This is a genomic window from Endozoicomonas atrinae, assembly GCF_001647025.1.
Lineage (GTDB): Bacteria > Pseudomonadota > Gammaproteobacteria > Pseudomonadales > Endozoicomonadaceae > Endozoicomonas > Endozoicomonas atrinae.
The window spans coordinates 1-290 of sequence record NZ_LUKQ02000849.1; the positions used below are offsets into that span (position 1 = coordinate 1).

Consider the following 290-nt stretch of genomic DNA (forward strand, 5'->3'; position numbering starts at 1 on the left):
TGGCAACTATGTCTACCAGATCGCCCAGGGCAGTATCACTGACCCGGATGGTTATTTTGGTGATGATGAAATCGAAGCCATGGCCATTACCAGTGTTGATAACACTAACGGTACCTGGCAATACAAGGTTGGCTGGAATGATCCATGGGCCAATATTGACGATGGCAGTCTGGCAGATAACCATGCCCTGCTATTAGACAGTTATCACAAAGTGCGCTTTGTCCCTAATGATGACTACAACGGCGATGCCACCTTTGACTTCCGTGCCTGGGATAGAACCTCCGGTACTG

At 49.0% G+C, this 290-nt stretch carries 1 protein-coding gene; it reads left to right on the plus strand.

The genetic code is table 11. The features are described 5' to 3' along the window. Nucleotides 1-290 (plus strand): hypothetical protein (locus tag AK963_RS34615; protein ID WP_175404823.1); only part of this gene is annotated, 290 nt, incomplete at both ends.